The following is a 17,020-nucleotide window of genomic DNA, read 5'->3' on the forward strand; positions in this document are numbered from 1 at the left end:
TACGTGACAGGCACCGCGGCCTCCTTGTCACATAGGGTCGGCAGCGGCAGGTTCGCGGTACGCGCCGCACGGGGCGTGCGCGTGGGGAAGGGCGGGGCGGATGACGCAGGTTGTGAGTGACCGGACGCTGGCGGTGGACGATCCGACGGCACCGCCGCCGGGACGCGCCCGCCGGGTGGTGCTGAAGCTCTCCGGTGAGGTGTTCGGCGGCGGCGCGATCGGCGTCGACCCGGACGTCGTCCAGGCCATCGCCCGGCAGATCGCCACCGTGGTCCGTCGCGGCGTGCAGGTCTCCGTGGTGGTCGGCGGCGGCAACTTCTTCCGCGGCGCGGAGCTGCAGAAGCGCGGGATGGACCGGGCCCGCGCCGACTACATGGGCATGCTCGGCACCGTGATGAACTGCCTCGCGTTGCAGGACTTCCTGGAGAAGGAAGGCATCGAGACGCGGGTGCAGAGCGCCATCACGATGGCTCAGGTCGCCGAGCCGTACATCCCCCTGCGGGCGATCCGGCACCTGGAGAAGGGCCGTGTGGTCATCTTCGGCGCCGGTGCCGGGATGCCGTACTTCTCCACCGACACGGTGGCCGCCCAGCGGGCTCTGGAGATCCGGGCCGACGTGGTGCTGATGAGCAAGAACGGCGTGGACGGCGTCTACACCGCCGACCCGCGGATCGACCCCACCGCCAGCAAGCTCGACTCGATCACCTTCTCCGAGGCGCTGCGCCGCAACCTGCGGGTGGCCGACGCGGCGGCGTTCAGCCTCTGCATGGAGAACGGCCTGCCGATGCTGGTCTTCGGCGCGCAGGGTGACGACACCATCATCCGCGCTGTGGGTGGCGACAAGATCGGCACCCTGATCACCGCCTGAGCCCCGCCGACGGCGACGGCAGCGGCGGTCCTGACGACTTTCAGCAGAGCCCACCACGAGCACAGAAGGAGGCGAGGAGACCGGTGATCGACGACACCCTCCTCGAGGCCGAGGAAAAGATGGAGCGTGCGGTTGAGCACGCCAAGGAGGAGTTCGGCGCCATCCGTACCGGTCGCGCCAACGCCGCCATGTTCTCCAAGGTCATCATCGACTACTACGGCACGCCCACGCCGCTGACCCAGATGGCGTCCATCGCGGTGCCCGAGCCGCGGATGGCCATCATCAAGCCGTACGACAACTCGCAGATCAATGCGATAGAGAAGGCGATCCGCGACTCGGACCTTGGGGTGAACCCGAACAACGAGGGCAACCAGTTGCGCATCCTGCTCCCGCAGATGACCGAGGAGCGCCGCCGCGACATGATCAAGGTGGCCCGGCACAAGGGCGAGGAGGCCAAGGTGGCGATCCGCAACGTCCGCCGCCGTGGCAAGGAAGAGCTGGACCGGATCGTCAAGGACGGTGAGGCCGGCGAGGACGACGGTCGCCGCGCCGAGAAGGAACTCGACGACCTGACCCAGCGCTACGTCGCCAGCATCGACGACCTGGTCAAGCACAAGGAAACCGAACTGCTCGAGGTGTGACCGTCCGCCCGTCGCTCGGGTGAGATGCGCCGAGGCCCGACCCCCACCGGGGCCGGGCCTCGTGTCGTACGTGAGCGGGGAAGCCGGACGGTCCTGAGGCTCTTCCCGGATCGTGCGGGAGACGAGTCGGATCATGACTGCGGTCTGCGTACCGGATGGGTGGGTATCGCTCGGCGACGGCCCGCCGGCCACTGGCGATGTCGATCGCCGTGCCTCGTCCGCCGTGCCGATCCGGCGGGTGCAGTAGGCTCGGCAGGATTCCCGGCCACCGGGCGGTGAACACCGGGAATCGACCGACCGTCGGGGCGGTCAATCGGAGGAACATCGCGCGTGTAGGGGATGCTTGTGGTCTTGCGTCATGTGGTGGTTCTCGCGCCTCGTCGCGGTGCGTGATGTCCCACCCCGACCCCTACGGCAGCGAGCCTCGCGGCTGGGACCGCGCCGAGCGCCCGGTGGCACTGCCGTGGCCCGAGCAGGACCTGGAGGCCGGCCAGTGGAGCCGCCGTCCCACGGCCGGCCCTGAGCTGTACGCCGACCCGCACACCCGGCCGTACGCGGACCCGAACCCGTACGACGAGCGCGGCCGGGCCGTCCGCCCGGACGACCGGGACCGTTTCGACGACCGCGACCCTCGCGAGGACGACGAGCCCGGCCGTTACGACGGCCCGCAACCATTCGACGGACCGGTCCGCTACGACGACGACGCCGGTTACCCGACCGCGCAGCTCGCGCCCATCGGGGCCGAGATCGCACCGGACCCGGAGCCGGTGATCGAGCCGGAGCCGCCGTCCGGTCGGCGGACGAAGGGCCGACGCCGGGCCAGTGTCGATCGACCGGCCACCCAGCAGTTGGGCACCGGGCGTGCCGGCCGCAACCTGCCGGCGGCGATCGGCGTGGGGCTCGGCCTCGGCGCGTTGATCGTGGTGCCGCTGGTGGTCTACCCGTTGGCGTTCCTGCTGGTGCTCGCCGGTGCCGTCGCCGTCGGCATGTGGGAGATGGCCCGGGCGGTCCGACGCAGCGGCGCGCACCCGCCGTTGGTGCCGCTGATCGCCGGTGGCGTGCTGACCGTGGGCCTGGCCTGGTTCGCCGGCCCGGACGCGCTCAGTCTGGGGCTGCTGGTCACCGTGCTGGGCACCATGATCTGGCGGCTGGGTGACGGGCCGGCCGGCTTCCAACGGGATCTCACCGCCGCCACCCTGATCGCGGTCTACGTGCCGTTCCTCGCCGGGTTCGCGGCGTTGCTCGCAGCGGCCCCCGACGACGGCCCACTGCGCATCCTGGCCACGCTGATCGCGGTGGTCCTCTCCGACACCGGTGGGTACGCGGCCGGCGTCTCCTTCGGGCGACACCCGATGGCCCCGTCGATCAGCCCGAAGAAGTCCTGGGAGGGCTTCGCCGGCTCGGTCACGGCGGCGGCCCTGGGCAGTGCGCTGCTGTTGTGGCTGATGTTCGAGGTGGCCCCCTGGTGGGGTGCGGTGTTCGGGGTGGCCGTCTCCTGCGCGGCGGTCCTCGGCGACCTGGCCGAGTCGATGATCAAGCGGGATCTCGGCGTGAAGGACATGAGCAACCTGCTGCCCGGCCATGGCGGTCTGATGGACCGGCTGGACTCGATCCTGTTCGCGGTGCCGACGGCCTACCTGCTGCTGGCCGTCTTCGTGCCGGTGGTGAACTGAGGCATGATCACGGCGTTCCGGTCATCTGGCTGCGGCGGTCGCCGCCCGTTCGACACCTCCGCACCGGCACCTGCCGCCGACGGCGTGACACACTAGACCAGCCATGACGAGCCTGCCGTTGATCCCCGCCATCTCGGGCGCCACCGCCGCGCGCCGAGCCTCCATGCCGCCGAAGCACCTCGCCGACCTGGACCTGGCCGGCCGCCAGGCGCTGGTCACCGAGTTGGGTGAGCCCGCGTTCCGCGCCAAGCAGGTCTCGAATCACTACTTCGGGCGGCTGGTCCGCGACCCGCAGGCCATGACCGATCTGCCCGCGGCGACCCGGGAGCGGCTGTCCGAGCAGCTCATGCCCACCCTGCTCACCCCGGTGCGCGAGCTGGCGTGTGACGACGGCGCGACCCGTAAGGCGCTCTGGCGGCTGCACGACGGCGCTCTGGTGGAGAGCGTGCTGATGGGCTATCCGGACCGGGTGACCGTCTGCATCTCCAGCCAGGCGGGCTGCGGGATGGCCTGCCCGTTCTGCGCGACCGGCCAGGCCGGGCTGACCCGCAACCTGTCCACCGCCGAGATCGTCGACCAGGCCGTGTACATGGCCGGCGTGGCGGCCTCCGGCGCGGTGGTCGGCTCCCCGCCGCGGCTGTCGCGTGTCGTGTTCATGGGCATGGGTGAGCCGTTGGCCAACTACAACCGTGTGATCGGTGCGATCCGTCGCCTGGTCAGCCCTGCTCCGGAGGGGCTCGGCCTGTCCCAGCGGCACATCACCGTTTCCACGGTCGGCCTGGTTCCGGCCATCCGCCGACTGGCCAGCGAAGACCTCTCAGTGACCCTTGCGCTGTCGTTGCACGCGCCCGATGATGATCTGCGCGACGAACTCGTGCCGGTGAACCAGCGCTGGAAGGTAGCCGAGGTGCTGGACGCAGCGTGGGACTACGCCGCCCGGACGGGCCGTCGCGTGTCGATCGAGTACGCGATGATCAAGGACGTGAACGACCAGCCGTGGCGAGCCGACCTCCTTGGGCGGCTGCTGGCCGGCAAGTTGACCCACGTGAACCTCATTCCACTCAATCCGACGCCGGGCAGCCGCTGGGACGCGAGCCCGAAGCCGGTTGAGCGGGAGTTCGTCCGGCGGTTGCGCGATGCCGGGGTGTCCACCACCGTACGGGACACCCGAGGTCGCGAGATCGACGGCGCGTGTGGTCAGCTCGCCGCCGCCGAGGACAACGACACCTTCACCGACCGCGCCGGAGAGGCACCGGCGTGACCGGGCGTGGCGAACGAGACCAGGAGACATAGTGGCGAGTCAGGGTCAGCGTTTCCGGCGCAAGGCGCTCCGCCGGGGATACAAGGTCGACGAGGTGGATGCCTTCCTCGACCGGGTCGAGGCGACACTCGACGGCCGACAGGTCGGCGCGCCGGTGGCCTCCCAGGAGGTCCACGACGTCGTCTTCCGGGTCCGGTTCAACGGCTACGACGAGTGGCAGGTCGACCTGCACCTGGACCGGGTCGAGCGGCAGTTGGCCGAGCTGGAGGAGCGCAACAGCGCCGGGCGCGGTGGCGACCCCCGAATGGGTGACCGGATGGGCCCACCGGACCGGATGGGGCCGCCGATGCGCGATGAGCGGGGCATGGTCCCGCAGCCGATGCCGCCCCGTCCGATGCCCGCGCAGGCCGGCCCGCCCGACCGCTACGGCCGCTACGACGAGCCGACCGGTGCCTTCGCCGGTGGGTACGACGCCCCCCGCGGCGGTTACGACGCGCCGCGCGGCCCGGCCGGCCCTGGCCCGATGGGCCCCGGCGGTCCGATGGGCCCCGGTCCGATGGGTGGCCACGGCGTTCCGCCGCGCGGCCTCCCCGCCGGCCCCTCGGGTTACGGCCAGGACGACCAGCGCTCGCCCGGTGGTTACGGCCAGGACGACCAGCGCTCACCGGGTGGGTACGGCCCGGACGACCAGCGCTCGCCCGGCGGCTATCCGCCGGAGGAGCCGCGCTTCGACGGCTTCGAGGCCGGGCGACACGGTCGGGCCGACATGACCGCCGAGATCCGGATGCCGGAGCGGGACCTGCGCGACATGCGCCGGGGCCCGGCCGGTCCGCCGCAGCTGCCTCAGCAGGGCATCGGTGGCCCGCCGATGGCCGGCCCGCCCGCCGTGGCCGGCCCCCCGATGGGCGGCCCGCCGATGGGTGGTCCGCCGATGGCCGGCCCGCCCGGCAGCGATCTGTACCGGGTCGACCAGATCCGCCGCAGCTTCCAGGTGCGCCGGTTCGGCAGCGGTTACGACCCGGACCAGGTGGACCGGTTCTTCGAGACCCTGCTCGGCGGCATGCAGCGCCGCAACCCGATGCCGGTCGACCCGAAGGACCTGGACACGCTCCGGTTCGGGCTGGTGCCCGGCGGCTACTTCGAGGCTGAGGTCGACGCCGCGCTCAAGGACGTGCAGGACATTCTCTTCGGGCGCTGACCCCGACGCGTACGGACGAGGGCCCGTCCCCCGGGTGGGGGCGGGCCCTCGGCGTCGTCGGCCGGTCGTCCGGCGGTCGGTCGGGTCAGGAGCGCAGACCGTTGCGCCGAAGCACGATGTCGCCGATCACGATGATCAGCAGCAGCGCGGCCAGGCCGATCAGCCAGAGGTCCTCGACCCTGCCCTCGTGGTTGCCGCAGATCATCGCCAGCAGCGCCAGTGCGGACAGCACGGCGCCGATCTGCCCGGCCTTGCGGTGCCCGGGCTTGTGCTGGTCTGGCGACGTTACCGGCTCGCTTCCTGCCACTGTCGGTCCTTCCCTCGCGATCGGATCTTTGGTTAGTCTGGCACGCCTCCTGCTCGGCGCGGCGGGGTGGGGGTTTCCCGGCCGTCAGGCCCTGCCCACCCGGGGCCGAACGGCACTACCGGCGTCGCGGGGCGGCGGTCAGACTCCCTCCGGTAGCGTTTGGCGTACACCTGATTGTCTGTTTGAGGGGGACTGTGCGGTGCGAGTGACCGGAACCGGGCACGCCAGCATGCGGATCGACACGGCCGCGGGCAGCATTCTGTGCGACCCGTGGGTCAATCCGGCCTATTTCGCCTCGTGGTTCCCGTTCCCGGACAATTCCCTGCTCGACTGGGAGACTCTGGGCCAGGTCGACTACCTGTACGTGTCCCACCTGCACCGGGACCACTTCGACGCCAAGCACCTGCGGGACTTCATCTCCAAGGACGCCACGGTCCTGCTCCCCGAGTTCCCCACCTCGGAGATGGAGGACGAGTTCCGGGCGCTTGGCTTCACCAAGTTCCTGAGGGCGCCCAACGAGCAGGTCGTGGAGCTGCCCGGCGGCCTCAAGGTCATGATCCAGGCACTGACCAGCCCGACCGACGGACCGATCGGCGACTCGTCGCTCTGGGTCGAGCACGACGGGGTGCGGCTGCTCAACCAGAACGACGCCCGCCCCACCGACCTGAGCGTCTTCGCCGAGCTCGGGCACGTGCACGCGCATCTGCTCCAGTTCTCCGGCGCGATCTGGTACCCGATGGTCTACGAGCTGCCGCAGGCGGCGAAGACCGCGTTCGGCAAGCAGAAGCGTGACCGGCAGTTCGACCGGACGTGGCGCTACATCGACGACCTGAAGGCCGACCACGTCTTCCCGATCGCCGGTCCGCCGTGCTTCCTCGACGACGAACTGTGGCAGTTCAACGACATCCACGGCGACGAGGGCAACATCTTCCCCGACCAGTCCGTCTTCCTGGCGGAGTACGCCAAGGTCGGCGGCACCAACGGCATCGTGCTGCTGCCGGGCAGCGTCGCCGAGGTCACCACCGAGGGCGCGAGCACCACTCACCCGGTGCCGGTGGAGGAGTTCTTCGCGAACAAGGTCGCCCACCTGGAGGAGATGCGGGACCGTAAGCGCCCGGTCATCGAGGCCGAGAAGGCGTCGTGGCGGCACCCCGAGGTGGACGTCCTCGGCGAGATGAAGCGCCGCATCGAGCCGCTGCTGGACGAGTCGATCTACCTCGCCAAGGGCGTGGGTGGCCCGGTCCGCTTCGACCTGGTCGGCTACGACGGCGAGAGCGTCGAGTCGATCGTGGTGGACTTCCCGGGCAAGGAGGTCCGGCCGTACGCCGACGAGAAGGTCCGCTACCGGTTCCGTACCGAGCGGTCGCTGATCGAGCACCTGCTCTTCATCGACGAGGTGGACTGGGTCAACTCGCTCTTCCTGTCCTGCCGCTTCTCGGCGGCCCGGATCGGCCAGTACAACGAGTTCGTCTACGCGTTCTTCAAGTGCCTCTCCGAGGAGCGTCTCCAGTACGCCGAGGGCTGGTACGACGAGCACGAGCGCAGCACCGACGCCGAGGACATCACCCTGGGCGACTGGGTGGTGCAGCGGCGCTGCCCGCACCTGAAGGCGGACCTGACCCGGTTCGGCATCGTCGACGGTGACCAGCTCACCTGCCAGCTGCACGGCTGGCGCTTCGACCTGCCCAGCGGCCGTTGCCTCACGAGCGTCGGCCACAAGGTGAGAGCCCACCGGGTGGACGCGGAGACCCCGGCTCCCGCCGGCGAAGCGGTGATCTGACCCGCCTCGTTGATCATGAAGTTATTGCCCCGACACGCCGCCACGGCAGGCAATAACTTCATGATCAACGCACTTCTGCGGTAGGTCGGGGTCAGCGGCCCAGGTCCGTGAGGATTCGGCGGGCGGCGTTGTGGCCGGCTGCGCCGATGACGCTGCCGGCCGGGTGGCAGCCGGCGCTGCCGGCGTACACGCCGTCGATGCCGGTGGCGTAGGGCATCCGGTCGGTGAACGAGACCGTGTTGTCGACGTGGTGGATGTGCCCGCCGGTGATGCCGAAGTGTTTCTCGATGCCGGGCGGGGGGAGCGGCACCGCGTCGGCGATCAGGTCACCGGTGCCGGGGGCGTACCGCTCGACGATCCCGACGAGTCGGTCGACGTAGCCGGGCAGTGCCGCGTCCCAGGTCGTGCCGGCCAGCTCGTAGGGGACCGACTGGACGAAGAGCGCCGACGAGTGGTGCCCGGCGGCGTCGGAGAGCGACGGGTCGACGGTGGTGTGCAGGTACCACTCGATGGTCGGCTCCGCCGGCAGTCGCCCGGCCTGCACGTCCGCCCACATCGAGCGCAGCGCGGTCATCGGCGACGTGTCGTCCCCGCCGACCAGCGACGCGGAGCCGGGCAGCAGGTGGATGGTCGAGCCGAACGGGCTCGGCGTGTCGGCCGGCAGGCAGGAGAACCGGGGCAGCCCGGTGAGCGCCAGGTTGAGCTTGAGGGTGGTGCCGGGGCGGCGGACCGCTGCCATCCGTTCGCCGAGCGGCGCCGGGAGCGCTCCGTCGGGCAGCAGGTCCATCAACCGGTACGGGTCACACGCGCCGAGCACCACCTTGGCGGCGACCTGTCGGCCGTCGGCCAAAACCACTCCGCTCGCCGTGCCGCCGTCGAGGGTCACCGCACTCACCGGCGTACCGGTCAGGATTGTCGCCCCGGCGGCGCGGGCGGCCTCGGCGAACGTCCGTGAGACAGTGCCCATCCCGCCCTCGGCGATCATCCAGGTGCCGCCGGAGTCGGGCAGCCGGCACATGTTGTGCACGAGGAAGTTGTGGCCCGTGCCGGGGTCGTCCGGGCCGGCGTTGAGGCCGGACAGCCCGTCGGTGACCGCGTACATGCTGACCAGCAGCTCGGAGCGGAACTCGAACCGGGCCAGGTAGTCGGCCACCGAGCCCTGCACGAGGTCGACGAAGACCTGCCGCAGCGCCGGTCGCACGTGCCGCTCGGCGGTCTCCTGGACGCTCAGTGGCTCCGCCAGCCAGGCCGGGGCGAGATCCTCGCGCAGCGCGGCCAACTCGGCCTGCATGGCGTCGTCGGCGGCCACGTCGGCGGGGGAGAAGAACTCCGCGAGCTGCGCCCGGGTGGCTGCGGTGTCGCTTCCGAAGAGCAGGTACGGCGAGCCGAGGCCACCCGGCGTGGGCAGGAAGTAGTGCGGGTCGCGGCGCAGCACCGGGATCCGGACGTCGAGCGTGGCGAGCAGTTCCGGTGGCATCAACCCGAGCAGGTACGAGCCGGTGGAGTGCCGCAGCCCCGGCACCTTCGGGAACGGGTTCTCGGTGCGGGTCGCGCCGCCGATCACGTCGGCCGCCTCCAGCACCAGGACGTCCAGACCGGAGCGGGCCAGCAGGACTGCGGAGACCAGGCCGTTGTGCCCGGCACCGACGATCACGACGTCGGCGCGGGCCGGAATCTCACTGCTCATGCCGCCGCAGCCTAGTCCGTGGCGCCGGTGCGCTGGGCGCGCCAGCGGGAGAGGGTCAGGGTGGCGGAGTAACCGGCCAGGACGATTACGTGGAACATGTAGAGCCACAGGAGCACGGCCACGCCGGCGCCGATCTCGTCGAAGCCACCGAACGGCACTCCCAGGTCCAGGGGGAGCGAGGCGAAGAGCACGAAGCCGTGCAGGAAGCCGGAGAGGTTCGCCGCGGTGAACGACCCGATCCCGAGCGTGGAGAGCCAGTCCGGGGAGGCCGACCCGACGACCCGGAACACCCACACCAGCACCGGCGTGAGCACCAGCCAGACCGCCAGGAACGACAGCACCACGCCCAGCGCGCCGACCCAGCCACCCTGACGGACGAGACGGGTGGTGAGCGGGAGTGCCAGCAGGATCGACAGCAGCAGCGCGGGGGCTGGCGCGAGCAGCGGCAGCAGGAGGATCCGACCGCGCCAGCCGACCAGGTGCTCGTCGGAACGGGGTGCCGCCACCGAGACGAACGCCCGGCGCAGCCCCTCGCCGTACAGGGACGCGGGCAGCAGCGAGGCCAGAGCCAGCAGCGGGGTCAACTCCACCCCGGCGTTGACCAACGCGTCCACCGCGCGGGGTGCGCCGATCGCTGTGGGCAGGGCTTCCACGGCGTACGAGGTGAGCCGGCGTACCCGGTCGGCTCCGGCGACCAGGGAGGTGAGCCAGATCGCCAACAGGGCGACCGGCACCACGGCGATCGCGCCGTAGAAGGTGATCGCGGCGGCGTGCAGTGACAGGTCCCGCCCACGTAGCGGGCGGAACGCGGCCCGGGTGATCCGCCTCGCCTGCTGCCATCCGCTGCCCATCGTGGTCCCTTTCCCTGTCGTCGGGGCCGCCACTCCTTAAGATCGCGGGTCATGACTGTTGTCACCACCGAACGCCTCATCCTGCGCGATTGGACCGACGATCCGGCTGATCTGGCCCGGATCTACGACATCTACTCCCGCCCCGAGATCACCCGCTGGTTGGGCGCGGCACCGGGTCTGCCGCTGACCGACCCGAGCGAGGCCATCGATCGGCTGCGCATCTGGCAGGCCCGGCACGCCGCCGACGGAGGCCGGTACGGCACGTGGGCGATCGAGGTGCGCGAGACCGGGCTGGTGGCGGGCACAGTGTTGCTCAAGCGGCTGCCGGGAATTCCGGAGACGCAGCTCACCGAGGACATCGAGACGGGCTGGCACCTGCATCCGGACTCGTGGGGTCACGGCTACGCCACCGAGGCGGCCCGTGCCCTCATGGCGCGGGAGTTCGCCGCCGGCACCTCGGAGATCTACGCGGTCGTGTCGCCGGGCAACGAGCCGTCGATGGCGGTCTGCCGGCGACTCGGCATGGAGCACGTGGGCCGGCGCACCGAGTGGTACGGCGGTGAGGAATTGGAGACCTTCGTCCGAGCGGCGCCGACCGCCTGAGCACCCGGGCACCTCCGTGCTCGTGCGGTGAGCCCAACGCGTTGCGAACCCTGATGCCGGTGAGTCGTTCTGACGACTCACCGGCATCACTGTTGTGTCGACGGGCGCACGCCACAGCGAAGCGGCGACGGCCCGCAGGACGCGCATGCCCATAAATAGTCACGGTGGTCGAAGTGTTGACGCTCCCGTAGCACGTCAGTAACCTCTGGGCAAAGTAGCGCAAGATTTTGACAAAGACGTGCGCGATTTAACGCATGCTATCGGAAGATTCAACGGGCTCCTTGGAGGGGCCCGTTGATGGTCGTCCCACCGCCGCACCCCCACCCCCGTGGTCAAGCCGCCGCGGCAGCCGTCCCCGACGACAAGGACAGTGATGAGACGAACGAATCTGTTCAGGATGGTGGCGGCGGCAGCCGCGGCCACGCTGATCGCCACGGCAGGGGCCACCGCCCTCGCGAACCCCGCCGGTGCCGCCCGCCCCGCCGACACGGCGGCCGCGCCGAGCGCCGGCGTCGCCGCGGCGGCCACCAACCTCGCGCAGGGCCGGCCCACCCAGGAGAGCGGCCACGCCGACGTCTACGACTCGTCGAAGGTCGTCGACGGCAACGCGGGCAGCTACTGGGAGAGCGTCAACAACTCCTTCCCGGAGTGGGTCCAGGTCGATCTCGGCTCATCGCAGAGCGTCAACCAGGTCGTACTGAAGCTGCCGACCTCCGGTTGGGGCACCCGGACGCAGACGTTGAGCGTGCAGGGCAGCGCCAACGGTTCGTCGTTCACCGACCTGGTCGGGTCCCAGACGTACACCTTCAACCCGGCGAGCGGCAGCACGGTCACCATCAACTTCGGTCAGACCTCCACCCGCTACGTGCGGATCACCATCACCGCCAACAGCGCCTGGCCGGCCGGGCAGCTCTCCGAGCTGGAGGTGTACGGCAGCGGCGGCACCACCCCGGACACCACAGCGCCGAGCGTCCCCGGCAACCTCTCGTACACCCAGTCGGGCACCACCATCAGCCTCAACTGGGTGGCCTCGACCGACAACGCGGGTGGCAGCGGTATCGCCGGCTACGACGTCTACCGCAACGGCGCGTTCCTCCAGTCCATCGGGAACGTGACCACCTTCAACGACACCCAGCCGACGACGGCCACCGTGTCCTACCACGTCCGGGCGCGCGACGCCGCTGGCAACCTCTCCGGCAACAGCAACACCGTGACCCGGACCGGCAGCAACCCGCCCGCCTGCACCAACGTGGCGCAGGGCAAGAGCATGACGGCGAGCGGCTCCACCTTCAGCTTCACCCCGGACAAGGCCAACGACGGGCAGCTCACCACCTACTGGGAGGGCGCGGCGAGCTACCCGCAGAACCTGACCGTCGCGCTGGGTGCCAACCACTCCATCTCCGGCGTCACCGTCAAGCTCAACCCGGACCCGGCCTGGGGCACCCGTACCCAGACCATCCAGGTCCTCGGTCGCGACCAGGCCTCGTCCTCATACACCAGTCTGGTGTCGGCGGCGACCTACCAGTTCGTCCAGGGCACCAACGTGGTGAGCATCCCGGTCACCGCGACCACCGCGGACGTGCAGTTGCGCTTCACCGGCAACACCGGCGCCCCGTCCGGCCAGGTGGCCGAGTTCGAGGTGTGCGGCACGCCGGCGCCCAACCCGGACCTGGTCGTCAGCTCGGTGACCTGGTCGCCGACCTCGCCCAGCGAGGTCTCCCCGGTCACGCTCTCGGCCGTGGTGCGCAACATCGGCTCCGCCGCCGCCGCGGCGACCACTGTGAACTTCAGCCTGGCCGGCGCCGTCGCCGGCAGCGCCACGGTGGGCGCGCTCGCCGCGGGCGGCTCGACCACCGTGTCGTTCAACGCCGGCACCCGGCCGATGGGCAGCTACGCCGTCTCGGCGGTGGTCGACCCGGCGAACACAATCGTCGAGCAGAACAACAGCAACAACAGCTTCACGGCGGCGTCGCCGCTGGTGGTCACGCAGGCGCCCGGCCCGGACCTGCAGGTGCTCAGCATCGCCTCGAACCCGCCGAACCCTGCGGTCGGCACGTCCGTCACCTTCACCGTGGCGGTCCGCAACCGTGGCACCACCGCGACCGGCGCGACCACTGTCACCCGGTTGGTGGTGGGCAGCACCACGCTCAACACCAGCACCGCCTCGATCGCGGCCGGCGCGACGGTCAACGTGGCCGTCACCGGCAGTTGGACCGCCACCAGCGGAGGTGCCACCATCACGGCCACGGCCGACGCGACCAACGCGGTGACCGAGACCAACGAGACCAACAACGGGTTCAGCCAGTCGATCGTGGTCGGGCGCGGCGCAGCCGTCCCGTACGTCTCGTACGAGGCGGAGACCGCTCGCTACCAGGGCACGCTGCTGGAGCCCGACGCGCTGCGGACCTTCGGCCACACCAACTTCGCCAGCGAATCCTCCGGCCGCAGGTCGGTACGGCTCAACAGCACCGGCCAGTTCGTCGAGTTCACCTCGGCCAACCAGGCCAACTCCATAGTGGTGCGCAACTCCATCCCGGACGCGCCCGGTGGTGGCGGCATCGAGGCGACCATCAGCCTCTACGTCAACGACGTCTTCTCCCGGAAGTTGACACTGTCGTCGCGGCACAGCTGGCTCTACGGCAACACCGACGGGCCGGAGGCGCTGACCAACACCCCGCAGGCCGACGCCCGACGGCTCTTCGACGAGTCGAACGCGCTGCTGGCGCAGTCGTACCCGGCCGGCACCCGGTTCAAGTTGCAGCGCGACTCGGGTGACACCGCCTCGTTCTACGTCATCGACATGATCGACCTGGAGCAGGTGGCACCGGCGGCGAGCCAGCCGGCCGGCTGCACCTCGATCACCTCGTACGGTGCGGTCCCGAACGACGGGCTCGACGACACCGCCGCCATCCAGCGTGCGGTGACCGACGACCAGAACGGCGTCATCAGCTGCGTGTGGATCCCGGCCGGGCAGTGGCGGCAGGAGCAGAAGATCCTGACCGACGACCCACTGAACCGGGGCACGCACAACCAGGTCGGCATCAGCAACGTCACCATCCGGGCGCCGGCATGTGGCACTCGCAGCTCTACACGCTGACCGAGCCGCAGAACGTGGTGGGTGGCATCAACCACCCCCACGAGGGCAACTTCGGCTTCGACATCGACAAGAACACCCAGATCTCCGACATTGCGATCTTCGGTTCCGGCCGGATCCGCGGCGGTGACGGCAACGCCGAGGGCGGCGTCGGTCTGAACGGTCGCTTCGGCACCGGCACCCGGATCAGCAACGTGTGGATCGAGCACGCCAACGTGGGTGTCTGGGTGGGCCGCGACTACGACAACATCCCCGACCTGTGGGGGCCGGCCGACGGGCTGGAGTTCACCGGCATGCGGATCCGCAACACGTACGCCGACGGCATCAACTTCAGCAACGGCACGCGCAACTCGCGGGTGTTCAACTCGTCGTTCCGCACCACCGGTGACGACGCGCTCGCGGTCTGGGCCAACCCGTACGTGAAGGACCGCAACGTCGACATCGCCCACGACAACCACTTCGTCAACAACACCATCCAGTTGCCCTGGCGGGCCAACGGCATCGCCATCTACGGCGGCTACGACAACTCGATCGAGAACAACCTGATCTACGACACGGCGAACTACCCGGGCATCATGCTGGCGACCGACCACGACCCGCTGCCGTTCTCCGGCACGACGCTGATCGCCAACAACGGGCTCTACCGCACCGGTGGCGCCTTCTGGAACGAGGACCAGGAGTTCGGGGCCATCACGCTCTTCCCCGCCACCAGGGACATCGTCGGCGTCACGATCCGCGACACCGACATCATCGACTCCACGTTCGACGGCATCCAGTTCAAGAACGGCGGCGGCAACATGCCGAACGTCGCCATCACCAATGTGCGGATCGACAAGCCCAACAACGGCGCCGGCATCCTCGCGATGAGCGGCGCGCGCGGCAACGCCAACCTCACCAACGTGACAATCACCAACTCGGCCGACGGCAACATCGTCATCCAGCCGGGCTCGCAGTTCGTCATCAACCCCTGATCACCACGTTTTCCAGGAAGTCGGGGTGTCCGCAGTACGCGGACACCCCGACTTCCGTAAGCCCGAGTCGATCAAGCCTGTGCGTCGCGGAGACACCGCCGCAGTGCCGGCAATGCCACGGCCGCGGCGGCCAGGCCGACGCGGGCCGGCCCCGATCAGGCGGTTGGCACCGGCGCCAGGGCTGCCGCGAGCTCCTCGGCGTTCTTCTTGTCCACCCGCGGGAAGGTCAGGCTGACGCCGTCCCCCGTACCGCCGAAGGCGAGGCGGAGCAGGCTCACAAGGCCCATCTTCGCCTCGGCGAGCTCGACGTGTTCCCGGGGCACCTCACCGAGAACGCCGGTGCCGGGCCCGCCGAGGAAGGTCTGCGGCAGAAAGATCAGCCGCTGGTCGGTGAGCACGACGAACTGCTTCTTGGTCCGCGCCAGCGCGGCACCCGTCGCACCGGCAGCAGCCTGGATCAGCCCCTGAGCGACGGCCGTCCCGAGCCGACTGGCCGAGAAGCTTCCGACCATCGCCCGGGTCGCGGTGACCGGCCGTTCCCCCGGCTTCAGGATCGGCGCCACCCGCTCGAACGCGCGGGCCTGGAGTTTCTGGTTCAGGGTGTTCCCCCGTCTGTGATCGTGATCGCCGCTGATGTTACGGAGCAGGCCACGGCGGGCTATCCGTCGATCAGACGCATGATCATGACGCTCGGACGGCAACGGGCCCCGAGCGAACCGCGTGTTGGCCAACTGCGCCTCCCCCACAGTCCTGGACCTGGCCGACCCGGCACAGTCCAACGGGTACGCGTACGCCCACAACAACCCGGTGACCCACTCGGACCCGACGGGTCTGTCGTGTGGATGAGAACGAGGCATCGTTTGTCGCAGCACTTGCAGGCGGAAGCACGCCGGAACAGGCTGCACGGATGACCTGGACCGGAAGAATGGCTCAAAGGCATGGCTTCACGAAGCTGTCGCATGTAGATCAAGAGGTATCTGGCGGGGCGCCCGTTCGGCTACAGTTCGGCAGGCCGTGATGCCTGTTGCGGGAGAGTGGCGTCATATGTTTCGCGCGTCGATTGATTCTGGTGGCGGCCTAGTTGATATTGCTCGCATAATCAGGCTTCATGGAGAGCCTGGTCAGTACATTCAGGCGGCAGCAGCATTGCGGCAAGAGTTCGGATTCAAGATTGTTGAAGCCTTGGCTGTTGTGGGTTGGGCTGAGGGGAACGACGACAGTGAAGCATCTCTGTTGGAAACGTGCCGCAAGATACGAACCGGAATAAGATAGCTCCATTAACCCGGGCGACGTGCTCGGCGTAGCGTCTCCTGACGAGGGTTGTCCTTGCGGACGCCGGACTGGGTGTGCGACGACGCACAGCTGAGGCTGCGGTGGCTAGGCTGAGCTGAGCAGAATGTTCCGCTGAGGGGGTGAGCCCGGATGGCCCAGGCCGCGTTCGCGCCGGAGCCGGCGCCGCAGCACACCGAGCCGTCGTTCGACGTGCTGCGGTGGCACGACGAGCCGTGGACCGCACAGCTCGCCCTCGACCTGTTGCCGGAGACCAACGGCCCCAAGGTTGAGGTCCTGAGCGGAAGCGTGATCGTGACACCACATGCCGGGTACGACCATCAGGACGCGGAGCTGGACCTCGCCTATCTCCTCAAGCAGGCGGCGCGTCGCGCGAAGCTGTGGCTCTATCTTGAGGCGAACATCGTCTCGGGCGAGGATCTCTTCATTCCGGACATCGTCATTCTCGACGCTCCGGGTGGCGGTCGAACGACGATGGACATCGGGCACGCCGTGCTTCTGGGGGAGATCGTCTCCCCCGGAAACCGGCGCAAGGACATCATCGACCGCCCACGTGAGTACGCCGCTGCCCGCGTGCCCTTCTTTCTCCGGGTTGACCTGCGCAATCGGGTGCCCACCATCGCGTTGTACGAGCTGACCGAGGGGGAGTACCGCCCGGTGGCTGCCGCTGCGGCGGGGACGCGCTTCGTCATGCGGGAGCCGTTCGAGTTCTCCATCGATCCGGCCGACCTGCTCGGCGAGGAGGCGCTGCCGGACGCGTCGGACGGGGACGCCTGAGGCTCCCAGCGGGTGTGCA

The 17,020-nt window shown here is 69.6% G+C and carries 14 protein-coding genes; 10 read left to right on the plus strand and 4 right to left on the minus strand.

Features of this window, described 5'->3' with window-relative positions:
- The first annotated feature begins 100 nt into the window (after positions 1-100).
- The 5 genes from pyrH (at position 101) to AC3CF1_RS26370 (ending at position 5,641) form a co-directional block, all read left to right on the plus strand.
- Positions 101-868, plus strand: a complete 768-nt coding sequence (gene pyrH, locus AC3CF1_RS26350) for a UMP kinase (protein ID WP_088946657.1) — start codon at positions 101-103, stop codon at positions 866-868.
- A gap of 83 nt (positions 869-951) precedes the next feature.
- Positions 952-1,509 carry a ribosome recycling factor gene (gene frr / locus AC3CF1_RS26355; RefSeq protein ID WP_488451502.1) on the plus strand — a complete coding sequence of 186 codons (558 nt, stop codon included), beginning with the start codon at positions 952-954 and terminating at the stop codon, positions 1,507-1,509.
- Positions 1,510-1,901: 392 nt separating this feature from the next.
- Positions 1,902-3,182: a phosphatidate cytidylyltransferase gene (locus AC3CF1_RS26360; RefSeq protein ID WP_354981148.1), complete on the plus strand. Its 1,281-nt coding sequence runs from the start codon at positions 1,902-1,904 to the stop codon at positions 3,180-3,182.
- A 103-nt stretch (positions 3,183-3,285) separates the two neighbouring features.
- Positions 3,286-4,443, plus strand: a complete 1,158-nt coding sequence (gene rlmN / locus AC3CF1_RS26365; protein WP_488451503.1) for a dual-specificity RNA methyltransferase RlmN — start codon at positions 3,286-3,288, stop codon at positions 4,441-4,443.
- Between the two features lie 31 nt (positions 4,444-4,474).
- Entirely contained in the window at positions 4,475-5,641 is a 1,167-nt protein-coding gene (locus AC3CF1_RS26370; RefSeq protein WP_099851225.1) for a DivIVA domain-containing protein, read from the plus strand.
- Positions 5,642-5,726: 85 nt separating this feature from the next.
- Here AC3CF1_RS26370 and AC3CF1_RS26375 read toward each other — a convergent pair whose 3' ends face one another.
- A complete protein-coding gene (locus AC3CF1_RS26375; protein WP_088946662.1) occupies positions 5,727-5,948 on the minus strand; it encodes a DUF2631 domain-containing protein in 222 nt (73 codons plus the stop codon).
- A 199-nt stretch (positions 5,949-6,147) separates the two neighbouring features.
- On the opposite strand from AC3CF1_RS26375, the gene AC3CF1_RS26380 reads away from it, so the two are divergent.
- Complete coding sequence (locus tag AC3CF1_RS26380) at positions 6,148-7,728, plus strand: Rieske 2Fe-2S domain-containing protein (RefSeq protein WP_488451504.1); 1,581 nt, start codon at positions 6,148-6,150, stop codon at positions 7,726-7,728.
- Between the two features lie 91 nt (positions 7,729-7,819).
- Here the strand turns inward: AC3CF1_RS26380 and AC3CF1_RS26385 are convergent, their stop codons facing one another.
- Positions 7,820-9,415 (minus strand): phytoene desaturase family protein, encoded by a 1,596-nt coding sequence (locus tag AC3CF1_RS26385; protein WP_488451505.1) that lies wholly within the window; start codon positions 9,413-9,415, stop codon positions 7,820-7,822.
- An 11-nt stretch (positions 9,416-9,426) separates the two neighbouring features.
- Positions 9,427-10,266 carry a YhjD/YihY/BrkB family envelope integrity protein gene (locus AC3CF1_RS26390; RefSeq protein ID WP_488451506.1) on the minus strand — a complete coding sequence of 280 codons (840 nt, stop codon included), beginning with the start codon at positions 10,264-10,266 and terminating at the stop codon, positions 9,427-9,429.
- Positions 10,267-10,317: 51 nt separating this feature from the next.
- Here AC3CF1_RS26390 and AC3CF1_RS26395 point away from each other — a divergent pair, with 51 nt between their 5' ends.
- From AC3CF1_RS26395 to AC3CF1_RS26405, 3 genes are all read left to right on the plus strand, one after another.
- On the plus strand, positions 10,318-10,869 hold the full coding sequence (locus AC3CF1_RS26395; RefSeq protein ID WP_488451507.1) for a GNAT family N-acetyltransferase: 552 nt from the start codon (positions 10,318-10,320) through the stop codon (positions 10,867-10,869).
- 373 nt (positions 10,870-11,242) lie between these two features.
- Positions 11,243-13,966, plus strand: a complete 2,724-nt coding sequence (locus AC3CF1_RS26400; protein WP_488451508.1) for a CARDB domain-containing protein — start codon at positions 11,243-11,245, stop codon at positions 13,964-13,966.
- On the plus strand, positions 13,939-14,934 hold the full coding sequence (locus tag AC3CF1_RS26405; RefSeq protein ID WP_488451509.1) for a right-handed parallel beta-helix repeat-containing protein: 996 nt from the start codon (positions 13,939-13,941) through the stop codon (positions 14,932-14,934). Before AC3CF1_RS26400 ends, AC3CF1_RS26405 begins: the two co-directional genes overlap by 28 nt.
- Before the next feature lie 155 nt (positions 14,935-15,089).
- Here the strand turns inward: AC3CF1_RS26405 and AC3CF1_RS26410 are convergent, their stop codons facing one another.
- Positions 15,090-15,497, minus strand: a complete 408-nt coding sequence (locus tag AC3CF1_RS26410) for a hypothetical protein (protein ID WP_354981143.1) — start codon at positions 15,495-15,497, stop codon at positions 15,090-15,092.
- A gap of 859 nt (positions 15,498-16,356) precedes the next feature.
- Here AC3CF1_RS26410 and AC3CF1_RS26415 point away from each other — a divergent pair.
- Positions 16,357-17,001: a Uma2 family endonuclease gene (locus AC3CF1_RS26415; RefSeq protein WP_488451510.1), complete on the plus strand. Its 645-nt coding sequence runs from the start codon at positions 16,357-16,359 to the stop codon at positions 16,999-17,001.
- The last annotated feature ends 19 nt before the right edge of the window (positions 17,002-17,020 follow it).

It is taken from the genome of Micromonospora sp. MGP-C2 (genome assembly GCF_057766525.1).